11 protein-coding genes are annotated in these 15,477 nt (G+C 75.6%); 7 read left to right on the plus strand and 4 right to left on the minus strand.

Features of this window, described 5'->3' with window-relative positions:
• Positions 1–27: 27 nt before the first annotated feature.
• From RF644_RS01200 to RF644_RS01215, 4 genes are all read left to right on the plus strand, one after another.
• A complete protein-coding gene (locus RF644_RS01200) occupies positions 28–864 on the plus strand; it encodes a DUF4232 domain-containing protein (RefSeq protein WP_368795027.1) in 837 nt (278 codons plus the stop codon).
• Positions 854–5,869, plus strand: a complete 5,016-nt coding sequence (locus RF644_RS01205) for a DEAD/DEAH box helicase (protein WP_368795028.1) — start codon at positions 854–856, stop codon at positions 5,867–5,869. Before RF644_RS01200 ends, RF644_RS01205 begins: the two co-directional genes overlap by 11 nt.
• Positions 5,870–5,896: 27 nt before the next feature.
• Complete coding sequence (locus RF644_RS01210) at positions 5,897–6,739, plus strand: DNA-formamidopyrimidine glycosylase family protein (protein WP_035927760.1); 843 nt, start codon at positions 5,897–5,899, stop codon at positions 6,737–6,739.
• Between the two features lie 127 nt (positions 6,740–6,866).
• Positions 6,867–8,396, plus strand: a complete 1,530-nt coding sequence (locus RF644_RS01215; RefSeq protein WP_368795029.1) for a stealth conserved region 3 domain-containing protein — start codon at positions 6,867–6,869, stop codon at positions 8,394–8,396.
• A gap of 90 nt (positions 8,397–8,486) precedes the next feature.
• Here RF644_RS01215 and RF644_RS01220 read toward each other — a convergent pair whose 3' ends face one another.
• The 4 genes from RF644_RS01220 to RF644_RS01235 all read right to left on the minus strand — a co-directional run bounded on the left by RF644_RS01220 (position 8,487) and on the right by RF644_RS01235 (position 12,680).
• The gene (locus RF644_RS01220; RefSeq protein ID WP_368795030.1) at positions 8,487–9,047 is read right to left on the minus strand and encodes a hypothetical protein; all 561 of its coding nucleotides are present in this window, start codon (positions 9,045–9,047) and stop codon (positions 8,487–8,489) included.
• Between the two features lie 493 nt (positions 9,048–9,540).
• Entirely contained in the window at positions 9,541–10,644 is a 1,104-nt protein-coding gene (locus tag RF644_RS01225) for an alanine--glyoxylate aminotransferase family protein (RefSeq protein ID WP_368795031.1), read from the minus strand.
• Between the two features lie 102 nt (positions 10,645–10,746).
• Positions 10,747–11,109: a hypothetical protein gene (locus RF644_RS01230; protein ID WP_368795033.1), complete on the minus strand. Its 363-nt coding sequence runs from the start codon at positions 11,107–11,109 to the stop codon at positions 10,747–10,749.
• A gap of 272 nt (positions 11,110–11,381) precedes the next feature.
• Positions 11,382–12,680 (minus strand): MFS transporter, encoded by a 1,299-nt coding sequence (locus RF644_RS01235; RefSeq protein WP_368795034.1) that lies wholly within the window; start codon positions 12,678–12,680, stop codon positions 11,382–11,384.
• A gap of 374 nt (positions 12,681–13,054) precedes the next feature.
• Between RF644_RS01235 and RF644_RS01240 the strand changes: the two genes are divergently transcribed.
• The 3 genes from RF644_RS01240 to RF644_RS01250 all read left to right on the plus strand — a co-directional run bounded on the left by RF644_RS01240 (position 13,055) and on the right by RF644_RS01250 (position 15,450).
• Positions 13,055–13,546 (plus strand): nucleoside deaminase, encoded by a 492-nt coding sequence (locus tag RF644_RS01240; protein WP_368795035.1) that lies wholly within the window; start codon positions 13,055–13,057, stop codon positions 13,544–13,546.
• 420 nt (positions 13,547–13,966) lie between these two features.
• Positions 13,967–14,734, plus strand: a complete 768-nt coding sequence (locus RF644_RS01245; protein WP_368795036.1) for a hypothetical protein — start codon at positions 13,967–13,969, stop codon at positions 14,732–14,734.
• A 14-nt stretch (positions 14,735–14,748) separates the two neighbouring features.
• Positions 14,749–15,450 carry a class F sortase gene (locus RF644_RS01250; RefSeq protein WP_368795037.1) on the plus strand — a complete coding sequence of 234 codons (702 nt, stop codon included), beginning with the start codon at positions 14,749–14,751 and terminating at the stop codon, positions 15,448–15,450.
• Positions 15,451–15,477 lie beyond the last annotated feature (27 nt).

The following is a 15,477-nucleotide window of genomic DNA, read 5'->3' on the forward strand; positions in this document are numbered from 1 at the left end:
ACGTCCGTCCGAGGAGGATATCCCCCCGTGTCTTCGCTCTCCCCCGCCCCCCGCCCCGTCCTGGGAGCCCTCGCCCTCGCCGCAGCCCTGCTCCTCACCGCCTGCGCGGGCGAGGAGCCCGAGCAGACCGGCACCGCCGGCGCCCCCGCCGAGAGCGGGCCGGCCCCGACCTCGGCGGCGACCCCGGAGACCGCCCCGGCCACCAGGACGCAGGACGCCACGGCCCCGGCCGAGGACCGGACCGGCGGACAGGGCACCGCCGGGCCGGCGGAGGACCCGTCGGAGGAGGACCCGGCGGCGGAGCCCGCCGCGGACCGGACGGACGATGACAGGGCCGACGACGGGCCGGACGAGGCGGCGGCGGAGCGGACGGACGGCGGCGCCCCCGACGCCGGCGCGGAGGGCGACGGCACGGCCGCCCGCGGCGGCACCGCGCACACCCGCACCGGCGGCTCGCCCCTGTGCACCACCTCCGGACTCGAGGTCGCGGCCGCCCCCGTGGGCGGCGCCGCCGGCTCCGTCCACGTGGACGTCGTCCTCACCAACGCGGGCGAGGGCCCCTGCACGCTCGCCGGCTACGCCGGGGTGTCCTTCGTCGACGCCGACGGCACGATGATCGGCTCCCCGGCCCTGCGGGACGCCACCGTCCCCGGCACCGGGCAGGTCCTGGCGCCCGGGGAGTCCGTCACCGCCGGCCTGCGCATGAGCCAGGCCGGCAACCACCCGACCTGCGACGCCCGGACCGCCGCCGGTCTGCGCGTCTACCCGCCCGAGAACACGGAGTCCGTCGTGATCCCCTTCCCCGTGGAGGCCTGCGGCGATCCGCGGATCCACCAGCTCGAGATCCAGGGCTTTGGCGCCTGAACCAGCCCTGAGCCTGTTCACCGAGCACACCCGGGCCTGGTTCTCGGGTGCGTTCGCCGCGCCCACCGCCGCCCAGGAGGGCGCGTGGCGGGCCATCGCCGCGCGGCGCCACGCCCTGATCGTGGCGCCCACCGGCTCCGGCAAGACCCTGGCCGCGTTCCTGTGGGCCCTGGACCGGTTCGTGGCGGAGGCCGCGCCCGGCGGCGGGACGACGGCCGGGCCCGCCCCCGGCCCTGCGGGCGGCGCCCCGGCCTCCGGCGGGACCCTGCGGGCCAAGGCCCGCTCCGCGAGCACCGCGGGCGAGCGGCGCGGGACCCGCGTCCTCTACATCTCCCCGCTCAAGGCCCTGGGCGTGGACGTGGAGCGCAACCTGCGGGCCCCCCTGATCGGCATCTCGCAGACGGCCCGGCACGCCGGGATCGAGCCGCCGGAGATCAGCGTGGGCGTCCGCTCCGGGGACACACCGCAGGCGATCCGCCGGGCCCTGCTCACGAACCCCCCGGACATCCTCATCACCACCCCCGAGTCGCTGTACCTGATGCTGACCTCCAAGGCGCGGGAGACCCTCACGGACGTGCAGACGGTCATCGTGGACGAGGTGCACGCCGTGGCCGGCACCAAGCGGGGCGCGCACCTGGCGCTCACGCTCGAGCGGCTGGACGCCCTGCTGGAGCAGCCGGTGCAGCGCATCGGGCTGTCCGCGACCGTCGAGCCGATCGAGACGGTCGCCCGGTTCCTGGGCGGCCGGGAGCCGGTCACCGTCGTCGCGCCGCGCACGGAGAAGACGTGGGACCTCACCGTCTCGGTGCCCATCCCGGACATGACCGTGCTGGGCGGGCCGAGCGCCTCGCCGTCCCTGGCCGGCTCGGCCTTCGGGGACGACGACCTCGACGCCCTCGCCCCCACGACCACGGCGTCGATCTGGCCGCACGTCGAGGAGCGGGTCGTGGACCTGGTGCTCGAGAACCGGTCGACCATCGTGTTCGCCAACTCCCGCGGCCTCGCCGAGAAGCTCACCGCGCGGCTCAACGAGATCTACGCGTTCCGCGTGGAGCACGAGGACCCGCACGGCGGGGCCCGGGACGGCGCCCCCGCGGACGGCACCGGTCCGGGCGACGACGGGGCGCCGGGGCCCCCGGCCGGCTCCGCGCCCCAGCAGGTCGGGGACGTGCTGCGCTCCGCCCTCGCCGGGCAGGAGCCGGCCGCGACCGGCGGGCCCGCCGCCCCCGAGCCCGCGGACCTGCGCCGGCAGACCGGCCGCTACGAGGGCGCGGCGCCGGTGCTGGCCCGCGCCCACCACGGGTCGGTCTCGAAGGACCAGCGGGCGGTGATCGAGGACGACCTCAAGACCGGACGGCTGCGCTGCGTGGTGGCCACCTCCTCCCTGGAGCTGGGCATCGACATGGGCGCGGTGGACCTGGTGGTCCAGATCGAGGCCCCGCCCTCGGCGGCCTCGGGCCTCCAGCGCGTGGGCCGCGCCGGCCACCAGGTGGGCGAGGTCTCGCGCGGCTGGTTCTACCCGAAGCACCGCGGGGACCTGCTGGACGCCGCCGTCACGGTGGAGCGGATGCTGCAGGGACGGATCGAGCCGCTCGCGGTCCCGCTCAACCCCCTGGACGTCCTGGCCCAGCAGACGGTCGCGGCGACCGCGCTGGGGCCGATCGACGTCGAGGAGTGGTTCGACACCGTCCGCCGGTCCTGCCCGTTCCTGACCCTGCCGCGCTCCGCCTACGACGCGACACTGGACCTGCTCGCGGGCCGCTACCCGTCCGACGAGTTCGCCGAGCTGCGCCCGCGGATCGTGTGGGACCGGGAGACCGGCACCATCGAGGGCCGGCCCGGGGCGCAGCGCCTGGCCGTGACCTCCGGCGGCACGATCCCGGACCGCGGCCTGTTCGCGGTCTACCTCGTGGGCGAGCAGGACGGGAAGAACTCCCGGCGGGTGGGCGAGCTCGACGAGGAGATGGTCTACGAGTCCCGCGTGGGGGACGTGATCGCCCTGGGCGCCTCGAGCTGGCGGATCGAGGAGATCACCCACGACCGCGTCATCGTCTCCCCCGCCCCCGGCGTGCCGGGCAAGCTCCCGTTCTGGCACGGCGACGGCCCCGGCCGGCCCGTGGAGCTGGGCCGCGCGGTGGGCCGGTTCAACCGCGAGATCGCCGGGGCCTCCGCGGAGGACGCCCGCTCCCGGCTGCGCGCGGCCGGTCTCGACGAGTGGGCCGCCGACAACCTGCTGGCCTACGTGGGCGAGCAGAAGGAGGCCGTGGGGCAGGTCCCGTCGGACCGGCTGTTCGTCGTCGAGCGCTTCCACGACGAGCTCGGGGACTGGCGCGTGGTGCTGCACTCCCCGTTCGGGATGCCCGTGCACGCCCCGTGGGCGCTGGCCGTGGGGGCCCGGCTGCACGAGCGGTACGGCCTCGACGGCTCCGCGCAGGCCGCCGACGACGGGATCGTGCTGCGCGTGCCGGCCATGGAGGAGGAGCCCCCGGGCGCGGAGCTGTTCCTCTTCGACGCCGACGAGCTCGACCAGATCGTCACCGAGGAGGTGGGCGGCTCCGCGCTGTTCGCCTCCCGGTTCCGGGAGTGCGCCGCCCGGGCCCTGCTGCTGCCCCGGCGCGACCCCGGCCGGCGCTCCCCGCTGTGGCAGCAGCGCCAGCGCTCGGCGCAGCTGCTGGACGTCGCCCGGAAGTACCCGCAGTTCCCGATCATCCTGGAGACGATCCGCGAGTGCCTCCAGGACGTCTACGACCTGCCCGCGCTCAAGGAGCTGCACCGGGCGGTCGAGCGGCGCGCGATCCGGGTGGTCGAGACCACCACGGAGCAGCCCTCGCCCTTCGCCCGGACCCTGCTCTTCGGCTACGTGGCCCAGTTCCTCTACGAGGGCGACTCCCCGCTGGCGGAGCGCAAGGCGGCCGTCCTGTCCCTCGACGCCGCCCTACTGAACGAGCTCCTGGGCCGCGCCGAGCTGCGGGAGCTGCTGGACCCGGAGGTCATCGAGCGCACGGAGGCGGAGCTGCAGCGGTTGGCCCCGGACCGGCGGCTGCGCGGGGTCGAGGGCGCGGCCGACCTGCTGCGCCTGCTCGGCCCGCTCACCACCGCCGAGGCCGTCCGCCGGCTCCAGGACCCCGGGGACCCGGAGTCCGCGTGCCCCGAGGACGTCGCCGCCGGGTGGCTCGAGCAGCTCGTGGCCGCCAACCGCGCCCTGCGCGTGCACCTGCGCGGCGTCGAGCACTGGGCCGCGATCGAGGACGCCTCCCGGCTGCGCGACGCGCTGGGCGTGCCCCTGCCCATGGGGGTGCCGCTGGCCTTCGTGGAACCGGTCGAGGACCCGCTGGCCGACCTCGTCTCCCGCTACGCCCGCACCCACGGGCCCTTCACCGTGGACGAGGCCGCGGCGCGGCTCGGGCTGGGCACGGCCGTGGTGCGCACCACGCTGGAGCGGCTGGCCGCGGACCGGCGCGTGGTCGAGGGCGAGTTCCGGCCGGTGCGCCCCGACGGCGGCGGGGCCGGCCCGGCGGCCTCCGAGTGGTGCGAGTCCGAGGTGCTGCGCCGGATCCGGCGCCGCTCGCTGGCCGCGCTGCGCCGGGACGTGGAGCCCGTCTCCGGGCAGGTCTACGCCCGGTTCCTGCCGGCCTGGCAGCACGTGGGCCGGGGCCACCAGCTGCGCGGCGAGGACGGGGTGCTGACGGTGGTGGACCAGCTCGCGGGCGTCGCCGTCCCCGCCTCCGCCTGGGAGCCGCTGGTGCTCGCCGCCCGGGTGGCGGACTACCGGCCCGAGCTGCTGGACGAGCTGACCGCCACCGGGGAGATCCTGTGGTCCGGGGCCGGGTCCCTGGCGGGCGACGACGGATGGGTGTCGCTGCACCTGAGCGAGGCGGCCCAGCTCACCCTGCCCCCGGCCGAGACCCTCGAGGTCGCGGCGGCGGCCCTGGACTCCACGCTGGAGCGGCGGGTCCTCGACGTCCTGGCCCCCGGCGGCGCGTGGTTCTTCCCGCAGCTGCTGGGCCTGCTCGACGCCGCCGGGGACCCGGTTCCCGCCCCGGCGCTGACCACCGCGCTGTGGAACCTCGTCTGGTCCGGGCTGATCACCAACGACACCTTCCTGCCCGTGCGCTCGCTGCTCTCCGGCGGGCAGGCCGCCCACCGGCACCGGGCCCAGGCCCCGCGGGGACGCACCACGTCCCGCCGGGGTGCCGCCCGGCTGCGGCCCGGCGCGGCCTCCCGCCCGGGGATCGGCGGGGCGCTGCGCGCCCCGGCGCGGGCGGCCACCCTGGAGCGCCACGACTCCCCGCTCGTGGCCGGGCGCTGGTCGATGCTGCGCCCCGAGCCCCTCGACCCCACGCTGCGGGCGTCGGCCACCGCGGAGCTGCTCATGGACCGCTACGGCGTGGTGACCAAGGGCCCCGTGGCGGTCGAGGAGCTCCCCGGCGGCTTCGCCACCGTCTACAAGGTGCTCTCCACGCTCGAGGACACGGGCCGGGCCCGCCGCGGCTACTTCATCGAGGGCCTGGGCGCCGCCCAGTTCGCGCAGGCCGCCACGGTGGACCACCTGCGCACGTTCAGCACCGACGACCAGGTCCGCGCCGAGGAGCCCGCGGCGCTGGCGCTCGCCGCGACCGACCCCGCGAACCCCTACGGGGCGGCCCTCGAGTGGCCGGAGCCCGTGTCCGTGCCCGCCCCGGACGGCGGGGACGCGCCCGCGGGGCGGCACCGGCCCGGGCGCAAGGCGGGCGCCGTCGTCGTGCTCGTGGACGGCGCCCTGGCCCTGTACGTGGAGCGCGGCGGGCGGACCGTGCTCGCGTTCACCGACGACGCGGCCGCCCTGGCCGCCGCCGGACCCGCCGTGGCCGAGACCGTCCGCCGGGGGGCGGTGGACAAGCTGACCGTCGAGAAGGTCAACGGCGCCGGGGTCCTGGGGCACGGCCCCGTCGAGACCGCGGTGCGGGAGTCCCTGCTGGCCGGCGGGTTCTACTCGACGCCGCGCGGCCTGAGGATGCGCCGATGAGCGCGGACCCGAGCACCGGGGGCGGCCGTGCCCGAGGGTGACACCGTCTACCGCCAGGCCGTCCTGCTGCGCCGGGCTCTGGCCGGGAGGATCCTGACCCGCAGCGACCTCCGGTTCCCGTCGATCGCCACCGCGGACCTCTCGGGGCGCACCGTGACCGAGGTGGTGCCGCGGGGCAAGCACCTGCTGGTCCGCACCGACGGCGGGCCCGACGGCCTGCCCCCGCTCACCCTGCACTCCCACCTGCTCATGGAGGGCATGTGGCACGTCTACCCGCGGGGCGCCCGGTGGCGGCGCCCCGGCCACCAGGCGCGGGCAGTGCTCGAGAACGCGGCCGCGCAGGCCGTCGGCTTCGACCTCGGCATGCTGGACCTCGTGGCCACCGCCGACGAGGACGAGCTCGTGGGCCACCTCGGCCCGGACCTGCTGGGCCCCGACTGGGACCGGGCGGAGGCCCTGGCCCGGCTCGCCCGCCACCCCCGCCGGCGCGTGGGGGCCGCGCTGATGGACCAGCGCAACCTCGCCGGCATCGGCAACGTCTACCGCAACGAGATCCTGTTCCTCCAGCGGCTGCACCCCTTCACCCCGGTGGCCGAGGTCCCGGACCTCGGCGCGGTCGTGGACCTCTCCCACCGGCTGCTGCACGTCAACCGGGACCGCTCGCAGCGCTCCACGGTGGGGGGCCCGGCCCGTCGCGGCGAGCAGTTCTGGGTCTACGGCCGCGGCCGGCAGCCGTGCCGCCGGTGCGGGGCCCCGGTCCGGGAGGCGCGGATCGACGACGCCGAGCTCGTGCCCGGCGAGCCGTACCCCGGGCCGCCGCGGGACCGGGCGGTGTGGTTCTGCGAGCGCTGCCAGCCCCTCCCCTCCTGAGTCCGGCCGTCGCGGCTTATCATGAGATCGCCGCCCCAGCGGCCCGACACCATGAGGAGGCACCATCAACACGACCCTGCTCGGCGCAGAGTACTTCGCGGCACCCGAGGACGGCACGGACGGCGAGGTGTTCCGCTCCGCTTCCCGTGCCTCTGCCGCGGCCCTGGACCAGCGCGAGGACGTGGTCCGCTACAAGGACCGCTTCGCGCTGCGGATCACGGACCAGACCCCGCACGACGTCATGGTCCAGAACCTGCTCTTCCTGCGCGGGGTCCTGGACTCGGCGGGCGTCGACTACCTGCTGGTGCGGGGCAACGACGAGCGCCCCGTCATCGCCGTGGACCTCAAGGACCGGCCCCGGCTCCGGCAGGCCCTGGTGGACGCGGCCGTGGGCGAGCCGTACTACGTCAAGCCGATGGACACCAAGAAGAAGACTGTGCAGCTGCTGGCCGACGGCGAGCTGTCCTCGCGCCGCAACGCGCGGGTCCTGCGGCTGTTCCGGCCCCACTACTCCGCGGAGGCCAGGCTCTACTACGGCGCCGGCACCGGGGTGCAGGTGGAGCTGTGGGAGTTCGGCGAGGACGAGATCCGGCTGCCCATCGAGAACTCGCTGACCCGGCGCACCGTCCCGGTGGCCGAGGCCGTGCGCGGCACCGTGGAGCGCTTCGGCCTCACCTGGCCCACGATCGAGAACATGTTCGCCGACCACGCCATCGACATCGACTTCGCGGTCGACATGATCTTCTCGTGGGTGGACGGCTCCGACGAGGAGTACCGCCGGGTCCGGGCCTCGTACATGGCCGACGCCGTGGTGGGCGAGGGCGACGCGCACGAGGCCCGCTTCCGGCAGGTCGACGAGCTGAAGTACGCCCTGCGCTCGGTGCACATGTTCGCCCCGTGGGTGCGCAACATCCACATCGCCACCGACTCCCGGCCGCCGGCGTGGCTGGCCGAGCACCCGCGCGTGCGGGTCGTGCGCAGCGAGGAGTTCTTCGCGGACACCTCGGCCCTGCCGATCTACAACTCCCAGGCGGTGGAGGCGCAGCTGCACCACATCGAGGGGCTCTCGGAGCACTACCTGTACTCCAACGACGACATGTTCTTCGGCCGCCCGATCGGCCCGGCGCTGTTCTTCTCCCCGGGCGGGATCACGAAGTTCGTGGAGAACGAGACCCGCATCGGCCTGGGCGAGAACTCCGCCGAGCGCTCCGGCTTCGAGAACGCCGCCCGCGTCAACCGCCGGCTCCTGTGGGAGCGCTTCGGCCGGATCACCACCCGCCACCTGCAGCACTGCGCCGCGCCCCTGCGGCGCAGCGTGGTGGCCGAGATGGAGCGGGAGTTCCCGGCGGAGTTCGCCCGCACCGCGTCCAGCCGCTTCCGCGCGGCGGACAACATCTCGGTGACGAACTCGCTCTACCACTACTACGCGCTGCTGACCGGCCGGGCCGTGACCCAGGAGACGGCCCGCACGGAGTACGTGGACACCACCACGCGCGCCGGGCTGCAGCAGATGGAGAAGCTGCTCGGCCGCCGCAACCTCGACATGTTCTGCCTCAACGACGGCAGCTTCCCGGAGGTGCCAGGTCCCGAGCGCGCGGAGCGGATGACGGAGTTCCTGGAGCGCTACTACCCCATCAAGGCTCCCTGGGAGAAGTGACCGCGGGAAGCGAGCGGGGCCGGTGCGGGATCCCCGCACCGGCCCCGCTCGCTCTCCGCGGCTCGACGGCCGCCGCGTCCGAGCCGGGGCTCAGGTGCGCGGCCGGTCCCCGGGACCGTGGTCGCCGTCGGGGCGGGCGCTGCCGTCGTGAAGGGTGTCGCCGGCGCTCCGGGCGTCGCCGTCGTGCCGGGTCCGGGTGTCCGGTCCGGCGTCGCCGTCCTGCCAGGGGGCCTCGTCGGAGCGCGTCCCGGAGGCACGGTCGGTGACGTCCTCGCGGCGTCCGCGGGAGGCGTCAGCAGGGGTGGAGTCGTCCCCGTCCGGGGCGAGCGAGGCGGCGTCCCGGCGGTGGGTCTCCGCCTCCTGGCGGACCTTCTCGGCGTCCTCGGTGCGCCGCTGGGCGTCCTGCTCGAGGCGGTCGGCCTCGATCCGGGCCTTCTCGGCCTCGGCGCGGGCCGCGTCCGCGTCCGCCTTCCGCTCGCGGGCCGAGAGGTCCTCCTCCTCGCTGCGGGCGCGCAGCTCGGCGGCGCGCTGCTGGTTCTCCCGCCGCTCCACGACCTCGCGCTCCTTCTTCTTGCGGCTTCCGGCCAGCACGGCCAGGACGACCACGGCCAGCACGGCCAGGGCCAGCACGATCCAGATCCAGGTTTCCATCGGATGTTCCTCCTCGGTAGGTCCCCACGTTCCTCAATAGAAGCAGAGCCGGACGGGTCCGGCTACAGGCCCCGGCGCCCCGGCGGGCGGCTCCGTGCCGGAGCAGCCCGGGGTCGTGCCACCGGCACGGGGCGCACCGGCCGCCGGGCGGCGTGCGCGGGAGACCTGCGCCGCCCGGGTGCGTGCTCCGCCGGCGCAGTGGCCGGGGGATCGTGCCTTGCCAGCGGCGGTTTCGGCAGCACGCTTCCCGCTCCGCCCCGCCGCGACCCCGGGCCGCCCGAGCAGCGCGGCGCCGGGCCGGGGAGCACGGGTCGCCCCGCGGGACACGAGGCGCCGGCGGCGGCGTGACCGAACATGACCCTCCGCGTCGGGCGGGGGCCCGACGCCGTGCCGTCCCGGCGCCGCTCCACCCGCCGCACGGTGGCGGACCCCGGCACCGGGGAGCGCATCGAGCGCTCCGAGACCGACCTCATCCGAGCGGACGCGGAGCGGCTCACACCAGGGCGGGGACCTTCCGCAGCGCCTCCTGGAGGGCGCCCAGGACGAGGGCCACCGACCCGGCGTCGGCGTTGGGGCCCATCAGGCCGATCCGCCACACGGTGTTCGCGTACTCCTTCACGCCCGCCCCGATCTCCACGGAGAAGTGCTCCAGCAGGTAGGCCCGCACCCAGGCGGAGTCGACGCCCTCGGGCACCTTGACCGTGGTCAGCTCCGGGAGGCGGTGCCCCTCGGCGGCGAACAGCTCCAGCCCCATGTCCTGCAGCCCGGCCTGGAGCGCGTCGCCCGCGGCCTGGTGACGGGCCCAGACGTTCTCCAGGCCCTCCTCGGCGATCCGGCGCAGCGCGGCGTCCAGGGACGCGATCATCGCCGTGGGCGCGGTGTGGTGGTAGGTCCGTGCCCGGCCCTGGGCCTCGCCCACGTAGCCGCCGAGCATGCCCAGGTCCAGGTACCAGGAGCGGGGGTGCTGCACCCGGCGCTCGAACGCGGCGTCCGAGATCGTGAACGGCGCCAGTCCCGGGGCGACCCCCAGGCACTTCTGGGTGCCCGCGTAGCCGAGGTCCACCCCCCATTCGTCCGCGCGCAGCTCGATGCCGCCGATGGACGTGACCGCGTCCACGAGCAGCAGGGCGTCGCCCTTGAGCTCCCCCAGCGCGGCGATGTCGGAGCGCACGCCCGTGGAGGTCTCCGCGTGCACCGCCGCGATGATCTTCGGGGACGGGTGCGCCTCCGCGACGCGCTGCGGGTCGATCGGCTCCCCGTAGGGGAAGTCCACGCGCACCACCTCGGCGCCGCACCGGGCCGCGACGTCGCACATGCGCTCGCCGAACAGCCCGTTGACGGCGACGACGACGACGTCGCCCTCCTCCACCGTGTTGACGAACGCCGCCTCCATGCCGGCGGAGCCGGTGGCGCTCAGCGGCAGGGTGCGCCGGTTGTCCGTGCCCCAGACCGTGCGCAGGCCGTCGCAGGCGCTGTCCATGACGTCGAGGAAGGCGGGATCCAGGTGGCCGAGCAGCGGGTGGCCCAGCGCCGCCGTGGCCTCCGGGTAAGGGTTGGACGGGCCGGGGCCGAACAGGTGTCGCTGGATCAGGGGCACGGTGCACTCCTCAGGGAAACGGGTGGACGGGTCCGCCGACCAGCCTATGGCCTGCCCGCGCCGGAGGGCGTCAGCGTGCGGCCCCGCAGGTCGCCGGAGGCCTCACCGGCGTCCGAGCCGGCGGAGCAGCGAGCCGAGGCGTCGCGCCGGTGCGCTCCGCGGACGGCCGCCCGGGCGGCCGTCCGGCCGGCGGGGCCGCTGGGCGGTCCGGGACCAGGAGGCGAACATGGCGCTGCCCTCGGTGGCCGTCATGCGGTCCTGGAGCGTGGGCCGTCCCGCGGGGCCCTGGACCACGCCGGTGCGCTTGTCGTAGGTGAAGCCGTCGTCGAGGACGATATGCCGTTCCGTCTCGGCGACCACGGTGTACAGCACCGCGTGCTCGCCGGAGCCCGCTCCGGGGTGGACGGCGGCGCGCACGCCGGGGTGCGTGGCGCCGCCGTGGTTGAAGTCGAACAGGTCGGCCATGGGAGGGGCGTCCTCCTGTGAGCTCGGGGACTCCGGTCGCCGGCGCGGCGCCGGCGACGGTCCGGCCCGGGCCCGGTGGGGTGCGGACCCGGTGCGGCGGGTGGGCGCTCCCCACTCTAGCGACCGGTCGCAGGGCCCTCGAGGCCCGGGGTCGCCCCCCCGGCCGGGGCCTCCCGGGCCGCACAACGGCACCAGGGGGCTTCCCACCCCGCGGGCTCGATCCCGTGGGATCGGTCCCGCGGGATCGGTCCCGTGGGCTCGGTCCGGTGGGCTCAGTCCCGCGGGCCGGCAGGGACCGGCTGGTGGGTCTCGTACATCCGCGCCGCCACGACCAGGGCCGAGACGGCGCTGATGCCGGCGGCGGCCCAGACCGCGGCGTGCAGGCCCAGCAGGTCGGCCACGATCCCCCCGAGGACGGCCCCGACCGCGTAGCCCAGGTCCCGCCAGACGCGATAGACGCCCACGGCCCGGCCGCGCCAGGCGGGGTGGGCGACGTCGCCGATCACGGCCAGCAGCGTCGGGTAGACCATCGCGGTACCGGCCCCCAGCAGCACGGTGCCGGCAGCCCAGCCGCCGAACCCGTCGCCGGCGGCGATGACGGCCAGGGCCGCGGCCTGGGTAGCCATTCCGACGGTGATCAGGTGCTTGCGCCCGACCCGGTCCGACAGGGCGCCGGTGACCAGCTGCCCGATCCCCCACACCCCGGGGTAGAGGGCGAAGAGCAGCCCGATCTGGGACACGGTGAGCTCGGCGGTGGCGAACAGCAGGGGGAACAGGCCCCAGGAGAGCCCGAAGTTCAGGTTGTTGACCAGTCCCGCCTGGCTGGCCGAGGACAGCGCGGGTTCCTTCAGGCTGGTCTGGGCGATGATCTGGCGGTCGGTGAGACCGGCGTGCAGGTGGTCGTGCATCCCGTCGGCGCGCGGGGTGTGCCGGCCGGCGTCGAGCAGGGCGTGGCCACGGGTCTCCTTCACGAAGGCCCCCGACAGCAGCAGCGCCAGGGCGGTGTAGGCCAACCCCAGCAGGAACGGCGCCGGGCGCAGCCCGTACTGCTCGGCGAGGTACCCGGCCAGCAGGGAGGTGACGGCCACCGCCCCGTAGCCGGCGGCCTCGTTGAGCCCCATCGCCAGTCCGCGCTGGGCCGGGCCCACGAGGTCGATCTTCATCACCACGGTCGTGGACCAGGTCAGGCCCTGGTTGACGCCGAGCAGCACGTTGGCGGCCACGACCCACCACCAGTCCGGGGCGAAGATCAGCAGCAGCGGCACCGGCACGGCGAACAGCCACCCCACCAGCAGCACCGGTTTGCGCCCGTACCGGTCGGAGAAGGTGCCGGCGAACCAGTTGGCGATCGCCTTGGTGATCCCGAACGCGGCCACGTAGGTGAAGATGAAGGTGTAGCCGGTCAGCCCGAACTCGTCGGCGGCCAGCAGCGGCAGGACGGTCTGCTGCTGGCCGACCATGCCGCCGACCAGGGCGTTGACCGCCACCAGGAGCGTGAACTGGGCGGCGTTGGCGCGCAGCCCCAGACGGAGGGGCTCGGGCGTGCCGGAGGGTCTCGCCTGCCGGCCCATGGCCGCTCCTTCCGGTGTCGTGGGCCCGCCGGACGGCGTGCCCGCTGATGCTCCGAGGAACCGGGAGCAGTGCTGTCAGCAGTGTTCCACGGTTCGCCGGAGGATCGACCGAGGGACGGGCGGCGTGACACAGCGCGGGCGGCGCGGCACGCGGAGCCCGGCCCTCCTCCCCCGCCGGCACGCCGGGGCACCTGTTGTGGTCGGGCACACTCCTCGGTAACCTCTGGACAGGCCCACGGCGGGCCCGGATCCCCGGGCCATCTACCAGGCAGAACCGCACCATCGACCACGCAGCGGCCGCCGTCGGCGCACGTCCCCCCGTCCCGGCCCGGGACGCTCCCCGGCGACATCTGCCCCCACCCCGGGAGTTCCGCATGGACACTGACCGCACCCCGCCCGCCGACGCCCGGCAGCTGCTGCTGGAGGCCATCGACCTGGCGGTGGGCAACGCCGCCGTCGACGGCGGCCCCTTCGGCGCCGTCGTCGTCACCGCCGACGGCCGCCGCTTCAGCGGCGTCAACCGCGTCACGGCCGACAACGACCCCACCGCGCACGCGGAGGTCATGGCGATCCGCGCCGCCTGCCGCGAGCTGGGCACCTTCGACCTCTCGGGCGCGACCCTCTACACCAGCTGCGAGCCGTGCCCCATGTGCCTGTCCGCCTCGTTGTGGGCCCGGCTGGACGCCGTCTGGTTCGCCGCGGACCGGCACGACGCGGCCGCCGGCGGCTTCGACGACGCCGAGTTCTACGAGTACTTCGCCAAGCCCGAGCACGAACGGTCGCTGCCGGTGCGCCCGGTGGCCCTCGCCGAGCGCACCGCGCCGTTCGAGGCCTGGGCCAGGAACGTCGCGCGCACGGCCTACTGAGCCCTCCGGGGCACACTCCCCGAGCCGCGAAGACGCCCCGGCCCCCGGCTGCGGCACCGGGCGTCTCAGGCAGTCCCCGCACGTGGGAGCGGGGACTGCCCACACTGTGAGGCGGCTTACGAAATGATGAACATCCAATGACAGCTCAGTACCCTTGCATCGACGAGCCGCGGCCGGCTCACGGGTCCGATGTGCGATGCACGTGGGGGGACACCGGAGCACAGTCGGCCGAGCTCTCCGGGCGCCGCTCTCGTGCCGATCCTTCGAGGGCGGCGCCCCTGCAGCAGACACGCCAAGCATCCTCGACGCCCTTGGTTCACAAAAGCACTTGCCTCTCGAGCCTCGACGCCCCCAAAACCATCAGTAAACTGTGCTTTGCGTCACTTCCCGTCTTGTCGCTCCCACCGAGAGGCCGATCCCGTGAAGAAGTCCGCTCTGCTCGCAGCACCCGCCCTGGCCCTCGCGGCCCTCGCGCTACCCGCCACCCCGGCCGCCGCGGCCGACAGCTGGTCCTTCCAGGCCGAGCTCGCGCCCGTCAACGGCAGCACCGCCGCCGGGACCGCGGTCGTCGAGGTCTCGGGCCAGGAGGCCACGGTGACCGTCGACGTCGCCGGTGCTCCCGCCCTGTTCCAGGGCGCACCGTATCCGCACGCCCAGCACATCCACATCGGGGGCCAGGGGATGTGCGCTCCCCCGACGGCCGACGCCGACGGGGACGGCGCGGTCAGCTCCATGGAGGGCCAGCCCTGGACGGGTGGGATCGGGGCCTCCCTCACCACCTCCGGCGACACGACCCCGGCCTCGGCCGTGGCGATCGACCGGTTCCCCGCCGGTGACTCCTACACCTACCAGCGGACCGTCCCGGTGGACGCCGCGATGGTCGCGGCCCTGCAGAACGGCACCGCCGTGGTCAACGTCCACGGCGCGGACCCGGCGGCCCTCTCGGCCGCGGCGCAGGCCAAGGTCAATCCGATGGCCCCCGACCTGCCCCTCGCCTCCGACATCCCGGTGGCCTGCGGCGTCCTGGCGCCCGCCCAGATGGCCGTGCCGGAGGGTCCTGCCGACACGGGCGTGGAGACCGCCGGGACCGGCTCGGACACGAACGGGATCATCGGTGCGGCCGTCCTCGGCATGCTCGCGCTGGGCGCCGCCGTGGGCGTGCGCCGCCGGGTGGCCGGCGGACGCTGACCGGCGGGCACCGGATGGCCCGGCACCGCCGCGAGCCCCGCCACCTCCGCACGGGGGTGGCGGGGCTCGCCGTGGTCCTGGCCCTGTGGTGCACCGGTGACAGCCCCGCGCCGGGGACGACGGCGGAGCGCGGGTCGGTCGCGGAGCGCGTCGTGCCCCTCGCTGCGGGCGCCCTGTCGGCACCGTCCTCGCCGCCGCCCGTTCGGGCGAGCGCCCCCGCGGACGCGGGGCAGGCGCCGTCTCCAGCGCCGGAGGCCCTTCCCGAGTCGCCGCCGGAGCGCCTGTCGGTGGAGCGCATCGGACTGGACGACGAGCTCGTGCAACTCGGGCTGCGCCCCGATCGGAGCCTGGAGGTCCCTCCGGAGGGCCCCGGCGCACCGGCCGGCTGGTACCGGCACTCACCGACCCCGGGCGAGGCCGGCCCATCCGTGCTGCTGGGCCACGTCAACGCCACCGGCGGCGGCCCCGGCGTGTTCGCCGACCTGCACCGCCTGACCCCGGGGGACCTGATCACCGTGACCCGCCGGGACGGCTCGGCGGCGGTGTTCGCCGTGGACGCCGTCGAGCGGTACGAGAAGGCGGCGTTCCCCACGCTGCGCGTCTACGGCAACACCGCCGGCCCGGAGCTGCGCCTGATCACCTGCGACGGCTACGACCCCGCGACCGGCTCCTTCGACGAGAACCTGGTCGTCCACGCGTCCCTGGTCCACGGCTGAGCCGCCAGGAGCCGCACCGCGGAGGGG

It is taken from the genome of Kocuria sp. CPCC 205258 (genome assembly GCF_040981005.1).
Lineage (GTDB): Bacteria > Actinomycetota > Actinomycetes > Actinomycetales > Micrococcaceae > Kocuria > Kocuria rosea.

Excerpts from the sequence above, each read along its gene's own strand:
- RF644_RS01250 (WP_368795037.1), top strand. The coding sequence starts at position 14,749 with ATGGCCCGGCACCGCCGCGAGCCCCGCCACCTCCGCACGGGGGTGGCG.
- RF644_RS01240 (WP_368795035.1), top strand. The coding sequence starts at position 13,055 with ATGGACACTGACCGCACCCCGCCCGCCGACGCCCGGCAGCTGCTGCTG.
- RF644_RS01230 (WP_368795033.1), bottom strand. The coding sequence starts at position 11,109 with ATGGCCGACCTGTTCGACTTCAACCACGGCGGCGCCACGCACCCCGGC.
- RF644_RS01220 (WP_368795030.1), bottom strand. The coding sequence starts at position 9,047 with ATGGAAACCTGGATCTGGATCGTGCTGGCCCTGGCCGTGCTGGCCGTG.
- RF644_RS01235 (WP_368795034.1), bottom strand. The coding sequence starts at position 12,680 with ATGGGCCGGCAGGCGAGACCCTCCGGCACGCCCGAGCCCCTCCGTCTG.